The organism is Aeromonas sp. HMWF014, assembly GCF_963878295.1.
In the GTDB taxonomy this organism is placed as follows: Bacteria; Pseudomonadota; Gammaproteobacteria; order Enterobacterales; family Aeromonadaceae; genus Aeromonas; species Aeromonas popoffii.
In genome coordinates, this window is record NZ_CAWNYS010000233.1 from 1 (window position 1) to 6,676 (window position 6,676).

7 protein-coding genes, 1 pseudogene and 1 riboswitch are annotated in these 6,676 nt (G+C 60.6%); of the genes and pseudogenes, 7 read left to right on the plus strand and 1 reads right to left on the minus strand.

Features of this window, described 5'->3' with window-relative positions; translation table 11 throughout:
- A partial coding sequence (locus AAC083_RS09350) for a type IV pili methyl-accepting chemotaxis transducer N-terminal domain-containing protein (protein ID WP_181364700.1) occupies positions 1-502 on the minus strand: 502 nt, incomplete at its 3' end.
- Between the two features lie 79 nt (positions 503-581).
- A riboswitch (molybdenum cofactor riboswitch) is annotated at positions 582-721 on the plus strand.
- Here AAC083_RS09350 and moaA point away from each other — a divergent pair.
- The 7 genes and pseudogenes from moaA to AAC083_RS09385 form a co-directional block, all read left to right on the plus strand.
- Entirely contained in the window at positions 709-1,704 is a 996-nt protein-coding gene (gene moaA / locus AAC083_RS09355; RefSeq protein WP_108536431.1) for a GTP 3',8-cyclase MoaA, read from the plus strand. (Overlaps the previous riboswitch by 13 nt.)
- Before the next feature lie 239 nt (positions 1,705-1,943).
- A complete protein-coding gene (gene napF, locus AAC083_RS09360) occupies positions 1,944-2,486 on the plus strand; it encodes a ferredoxin-type protein NapF (RefSeq protein ID WP_108536432.1) in 543 nt (180 codons plus the stop codon).
- Between the two features lie 29 nt (positions 2,487-2,515).
- On the plus strand, positions 2,516-2,779 hold the full coding sequence (locus AAC083_RS09365) for a chaperone NapD (RefSeq protein WP_108536433.1): 264 nt from the start codon (positions 2,516-2,518) through the stop codon (positions 2,777-2,779).
- Between the two features lie 35 nt (positions 2,780-2,814).
- Positions 2,815-2,904: pseudogene (locus tag AAC083_RS09370) on the plus strand (chaperone NapD); the annotation flags it as partial.
- 76 nt (positions 2,905-2,980) lie between these two features.
- Complete coding sequence (gene napA / locus AAC083_RS09375) at positions 2,981-5,470, plus strand: nitrate reductase catalytic subunit NapA (RefSeq protein ID WP_108536434.1); 2,490 nt, start codon at positions 2,981-2,983, stop codon at positions 5,468-5,470.
- Positions 5,471-5,486: 16 nt separating this feature from the next.
- Positions 5,487-6,221: a ferredoxin-type protein NapG gene (napG, locus tag AAC083_RS09380; protein ID WP_108536435.1), complete on the plus strand. Its 735-nt coding sequence runs from the start codon at positions 5,487-5,489 to the stop codon at positions 6,219-6,221.
- Positions 6,218-6,676, plus strand: a 459-nt coding sequence (locus AAC083_RS09385; protein ID WP_146181633.1) for a 4Fe-4S binding protein, incomplete at its 3' end; no start/stop codon positions are given. The genes napG and AAC083_RS09385, both read left to right, overlap by 4 nt.

Genomic DNA, 6,676 nt, shown 5'->3' on the forward strand with positions numbered 1-6,676 from the left:
AGGCGATGGTGATGATGGAGAGCAGCCCCAGCCCTTCCGTCAGCGCCAGCATGCGCACCTTGAACTCCACGTGGTACTGCATCTGGTTGACGAAGTCGTCGATGGCCGCCACAAACTGCTCCGTGTTGTCGGTGTAGCGTCTGGGGGTGGCATTCTCGATGTGCTCGCGCATCACCTGCCATTGCAGCAACACCTCGCCATAGGTACGGCGCAGGGAGGCGGGGGTGATCCAGCGCTGGGTCTCTTGCAACTCGGCGGCATGCAGCGTCTGCTCAAATTGATCGAGCCGTCCCAGCACAGGTTGGCCCTGCTCTATCTCGTAGGCCATCCGGTAGGCCTGCATCCGCAGCGAACCCGACAGGTTGATCGCCTTGGCATCGGGCACCGAGTAGAACAGGGTTACCATGGCCACCAAGGCGATCAGGCTCGCCATGAACAGGATGAGTACCATGGAGCGTCCGATGGCGCTGCTGACCGAATGCACTTTGAACCACTTTCCCATCCCGATCGTCTTCCTTCGCATCAGACAATAACCCCACAAAGTAGCATGGGAGTGTACTCCAACTTGTGCTAGCATCGAAAAACTAGATGAACTCCGAGCTGTTTTGCCTAAGTCCTTGCGATAGGGGAAAACCGCCGTCAGCCGATGTTCGAGCTGTAAGGGTCAGGAAAGAAATGCCCTGGCCTCCCGTATTTGGAAAGGTGTTTATGTTGCCACTGCAAGATGGTTTTTCCCGTCGCTTTTACTATTTGCGCCTGTCGGTCACCGATGTGTGCAATTTTCGTTGTACCTACTGTTTGCCCGATGGCTATCGTCCCCCGGAAGGGAGCAAAGAGGGGCGCAATGCGTTTCTCTCTTTGGACGAGATCCGCCGCATTGTCTCAGGCTTCGCCGCCATGGGCACCCGCAAGGTGCGCCTGACCGGGGGTGAGCCTTCCCTGCGCCGGGATTTTACCGCCATCATAGAGACGGTGGCCAATACCCCAGGCATAGAGAAGGTGGCCATGACCACCAATGGCTACCGTTTGAAAGAGCGTGCCCAGGCGTGGTTCGATGCGGGTCTCACCGCCCTCAATGTCAGTGTCGACAGTCTCGACCCGCGCCAGTTTCACCAGATCACCGGTGAGAACAAGCTGGTAGAGGTGATGGAGGGGATCGCAGCGGCGCTGGCGGCCGGTTTCAAATCGGTGAAGATCAATGCGGTGCTGCTCAAGGGGCTCAACGACCACCAGCTGGATGCCTTTCTCGGCTGGATCAAACACAAGCCGATTGAGCTGCGCTTTATCGAGCTGATGCAGACCGGCGAGATGGATACCCTGTTTCGCGACCACCATGTGAGCGGCGAGCAGATCAAGCGGCGCCTGCTGGAGAGCGGCTGGGCGCAGCAGTTGCGGGGCAAGGATGATGGCCCGGCGCAGGTCTTCATGCACCCCGACTCGCAGGGTAGGGTTGGGCTCATCATGCCCTACAGCAAGGATTTCTGTGCCGGTTGCAACCGGCTGCGGGTCTCCTCCGCAGGCAAGCTGCATCTCTGCCTGTTCGGTGACAACGGGGTTGCGCTGCGAGACTTGCTGGCGGCAGACAACCAGCAGGATGCGCTGCAACAACGCATTCGTGCCGCGCTGGCGGGCAAGAGTGCCACCCACCGCCTCCATGAGGGGAATGCTGGCATGACCCCTCATCTCGCCTCTATCGGCGGATAACCACAAAAAATCGCCAACGATTAAATAGCAATCCTCACATGGAGGTATTTTAACCGATACCTCCATTTTTATTGCGCTGCAAGGCTTTGATCTGGCGCAAGTCTCCCCCCTGTTTATCTCCCTAGTGGTATATCCCTGACCGTGTCAGGACCGCAATATACCCCCACTTTTATAATTGGTATCACAAATGCCAATCATGGACTCGCACTGCACCCTTCCTCACCATAACAGGAGTCAATATGCCGGATGAGATCGATCTTGCCCGCCGTGGCCTGTTTCGGGGACGACTGAGAACCGCCGAACCGCCGGTGCAGTTGCCCTGGTCAGTCAACTGGTCGGCATTTGTCGCTGACTGCACCCGTTGTGGTGACTGCCTGGCCGCCTGCCCTGAGCAGATCCTGGTGATTGGCGAGGGTGGTTTTCCGGTGGTCGATTTCCAGCGTGGCGAGTGCACCTTCTGCACCGAGTGTGTCTCGGCCTGCAAGGTGCCGCTATTTCGCCCGACCAGCGAGTCTCCCTGGCACTACAAGGCCCATATCGAGGCCAACTGTCTGGCCAATGGTCAGGTGTTCTGCCAGCGCTGTCAGGACAGCTGCGAGCCCAATGCCATTCGCTTTATTCCGCTGCTGGGGCGCGTGCCCACCCCGACGGTCGAGCCGGATCGCTGTAACGGCTGCGGCGCCTGCGTGCGGGACTGTCCGGTTGGCAGTATCAAGGTCGATGGGCGAGTTGCCACATCTGATTGTGCGGGCCAGCCCACCCTCAAGCAGGAGTCAGAATGAGTCAGGAATCGTGTGACACAGGAGCCACAATGAACCAAGAGTTCCATGTATCGAGCCTGGTGGTGCTGACCCAGCCCCCCTTGCGCCATCAGCTCGCCGACCAGATTGGTGCCCTTGAAGGGGCCGAGATCCACGCCGTCAGTGAGACCGGCAAGCTGGTGGTGACCCTGGAAGGGCCCAGCCAGCGACCCATCATGGCAGCCATAGATGCGATCAATGCCATGCCGGGTGTGTTGTCCGCCGCCCTGATTTACCACCAGTTCGATGAGTTTGATGTTGAATGCAAAGAATAAAGCGCCATGAAGCTGAGCCAGCGGGACTCCGTATGATGGCAGCCATAGATGCGATCAATGCCATGCCGGGCGTGTTGTCCGCCTACCACCAGTTCGATGAGCTTGATGTCGAATGCAAAGAATAAAGCGCCATGAGGCTGAGCCAGAGCGGCTCGTCACAATGGCTGTCATTGATGTGATTAAGCAATGCGAGGAAATGTCATGAAGCTGAATCGACGCGACTTTATGAAGGCCAATGCGGTGGCTGCTGCCGCTGCCGTGGCCGGTGTCAGTGCCCCAGCGCTGGCGGCCAACCTGATCACCAGCACCGACAAGACCGCCATCACCTGGGACAAGGCTCCGTGCCGCTTCTGCGGTACCGGCTGTTCCGTGCTGGTGGGCTCCCAGAATGGGCGCGTCGTGGCGACCCAGGGCGATCCCGATGCGCCGGTCAACCGTGGCCTGAACTGCATCAAGGGCTACTTCCTGTCCAAGATCATGTATGGCCAGGACAGGCTGACCCAGCCCATGCTGCGGATGAAGAACGGCCAGTTCGACAAGGATGGCGACTTTGCTCCCATCAGCTGGGATCAGGCATTCGACATCATGGCCGAGAAGTTCAAGGCGACCCTGAAAGAGAAGGGGCCGACCGCCGTCGGCATGTTTGGCTCTGGCCAGTGGACTGTGTGGGAAGGCTATGCCGCGGCCAAGCTGATGAAGGCGGGTTTGCGGACCAACAATCTGGATCCCAATGCCCGTCACTGCATGGCCTCGGCCGTGGTTGGTTTCATGCGCACCTTCGGTATGGATGAGCCGATGGGCTGCTACGACGACATAGAGCAGGCCGATACCTTCGTGCTGTGGGGCTCCAACATGGCCGAGATGCACCCCATCCTCTGGTCGCGGATGTCTGATCGCCGCCTCTCCAACCCGGATGTGCAGGTGCATGTGCTCTCCACCTTCGAGCACCGCAGCTTCGAGCTGGCGGACAACGGCATGGTGTTCACCCCGCAGACCGATCTGGCGATCCTCAACTATGTCGCCAACTACATCATCCAGAACGACAAGGTGAACTGGGACTTCGTCAACAAGCACACAGTGTTCAAGAAGGGGGTCACCGACATCGGTTACGGCCTGCGCCCGACTGATCCGCTGCAGCAGAAAGCGAAGAACCCGGACAGCGGTGATGCCACTCCGATGACCTTCGAGGCGTTTGCCAAGTTCGTGGCAGACTACGATGTGGAGTCGGTCTCCAAGCTCTCCGGCGTCTCCAAAGAGAAGCTGGAGAAACTGGCCAAGATCTATGCTGACCCGAGCAAGAAGGTGGTCTCCTACTGGACCATGGGCTTCAACCAGCATACCCGCGGTGTCTGGGCCAACAACCTCTGCTACAACATCCACCTGCTCACCGGCAAGATCTCCGAGCCGGGTAATGGTCCCTTCTCCCTGACCGGTCAGCCCTCCGCCTGCGGTACCGCGCGCGAAGTGGGCACCTTTGCCCACCGTCTGCCAGCCGACATGGTGGTGACCGATCCCAAGCATCGTGCCATTGCCGAGAAGATCTGGAAACTGCCGGAAGGCACCATTCCCGACAAGGTGGGTTTCCACGCCGTGCTGCAAGATCGCATGCTCAAAGACGGCAAGCTCAATGCCTACTGGGTGATGTGCAACAACAACATGCAGGCCGGTCCCAACATGAATGCAGATCGCTTGCCTGGCTACCGCGATCCGCGCAACTTCATCGTGGTCTCCGACCCATACCCGACCGTCACCGCCCAGGCCGCTGACCTGATCCTGCCCACCGCCATGTGGGTGGAGAAAGAGGGGGCTTACGGCAACGCCGAGCGCCGCACCCAGTTCTGGCACCAGCAGGTGAAGGCGCCGGAAGGGGCCAAGTCCGATTTGTGGCAATTGATGGAGTTTTCCAAGCGCTTCAAGGTGGAAGAGGTATGGCCAAGCGAGCTCATCGCCAAGATGCCGGAAGTAAAGGGCAAGACCCTGTTTGATGTGCTTTATGCCAACGGTCAGGTCGATCAGTTCCCGAAAGAGCAGAGCAAGGGCGTGCTCAACGACGAAGCGGATCACTTCGGCTTCTACGTCCAGAAGGGGCTGTTCGAGGAGTACGCTACCTTCGGTCGCGGCCATGGTCACGATTTGGCGCCGTTCGATCAGTATCACGAAGCGCGCGGTCTGCGCTGGCCGGTCGTCGATGGCAAGGAGACCCTGTGGCGCTATCGTGAAGGGTTCGACCCTTATGTCAAAGCGGGCGAGGGGGTGCGCTTCTATGGCAAGCCCGATGGCAAGGCGGTCATCTTCGCTCTGCCGTTTGAGCCCGCCGCCGAGTCACCGGATCAAGAGTTCGATTTGTGGCTCTCCACCGGTCGGGTGCTGGAGCACTGGCACACGGGCACCATGACCCGTCGGGTGCCCGAGCTCTATCGCGCCTTCCCGGATGCGGTGCTGTTCATGCACCCGGACGATGCCAAGGCCCGTGGCGTGCGTCGTGGCGAAGAGGTGCTTGTCTCCTCCCGCCGTGGCGAGGTGAAGACCCGAGTCGAGACCCGCGGCCGTAACCGTCCGCCCAAGGGGCTGGTGTTCATGCCCTTCTTTGACGCCAGCCAGCTGGTTAACAAGCTGACCCTGGACGCCACCGATCCGCTCTCCAAAGAGACGGATTACAAGAAGTGCGCCGTCAAGGTCGTCAAGGCATAAGGCGGGGGAGCGAGAGATGAGTCGTAGTCGTCGCCAGTTTCTGGCCGACATGGCTAAAGGGGCCTGCGGTGTGGGCCTGCTTGGTCTGGGGCTCGGTGGGGTGGCTCGCCAGCAGGCACAAGCGCTGCCTGCCCAGGCGCTGCGTCCCCCCGCCGCGCTCGACGAGGCTGAGTTTCTCAGCGCCTGCGTGCGCTGTGGGCTCTGCGCCCAGGCCTGCCCCTACGACACCCTCAAGCTTGCCCGGCTGTTTGATCCGGTGACCACCGGCACACCTTACTTCAAGGCGCGCGCCGTGCCGTGCGAGATGTGTGACGACATCCCTTGTGTGGTGGCTTGCCCGAGCGGGGCGCTGGATCAGCAGATGACTGATATCGATCAGGTGCGGATGGGGGTGGCAGTGCTCATCGATCACGAGACCTGCCTCAACTATCTGGGCCTGCGCTGCGATGTCTGTTATCGGGTCTGCCCCTTGATTGACAAGGCGATCACCCTTGATTTGCAGCATAACCAGCGCACCGGCAAGCACGCCATGTTTCTGCCCACGGTACACAGCGATGCCTGCACCGGCTGCGGCAAGTGCGAGCACGCCTGCGTGCTGGAGGAGTCTGCCATCAAGGTGGTGCCCCGCCAGCTCGCCAAAGGTGAACTGGGTCATCACTACCGGCTCGGCTGGGAAGAAAAGGCCAAGGCGGGCAAGTCGCTGATCGGTGAGCGGCTCACTCTGCCCACCCGCAAGCCGGAGGGGTTATGAGTCGTTATCCGGGAGCCGAGGCGCGGGCGAAGCTTGGCTGGTGGCGGTCACATCGCTTCCTGCTGTTGCGTCGGTTGAGTCAGTTGAGCGTGCTCGGGCTGTTCCTGCTGGGGCCGCTGGCGGGGATCTGGATCCTCAAAGGCAACCTCTCCAGCTCGCTGTTGCTGGAGACGGTGCCGCTGACCGATCCCCTGACGCTGTTGCAGTCGGTGGCGGCGGGCCACTGGCCCATCACCACCCTCTGGCTGGGGGCTACAGTGGTGCTGGCCGGTTACTGGCTGGTCGGGGGGCGGGTCTTCTGCTCCTGGGTCTGCCCGGTCAACCTCATCACGGATGCCGCCGCTTGGGCCAGGGCCCGGCTTGGTCTCAAGGGCAACGGTCAGTTCAACCGCAATACGCGCTACTGGCTGCTGGCCATGGTGCTGGTGGCTCCGGTCATGGCGGGCGTGCTGGTG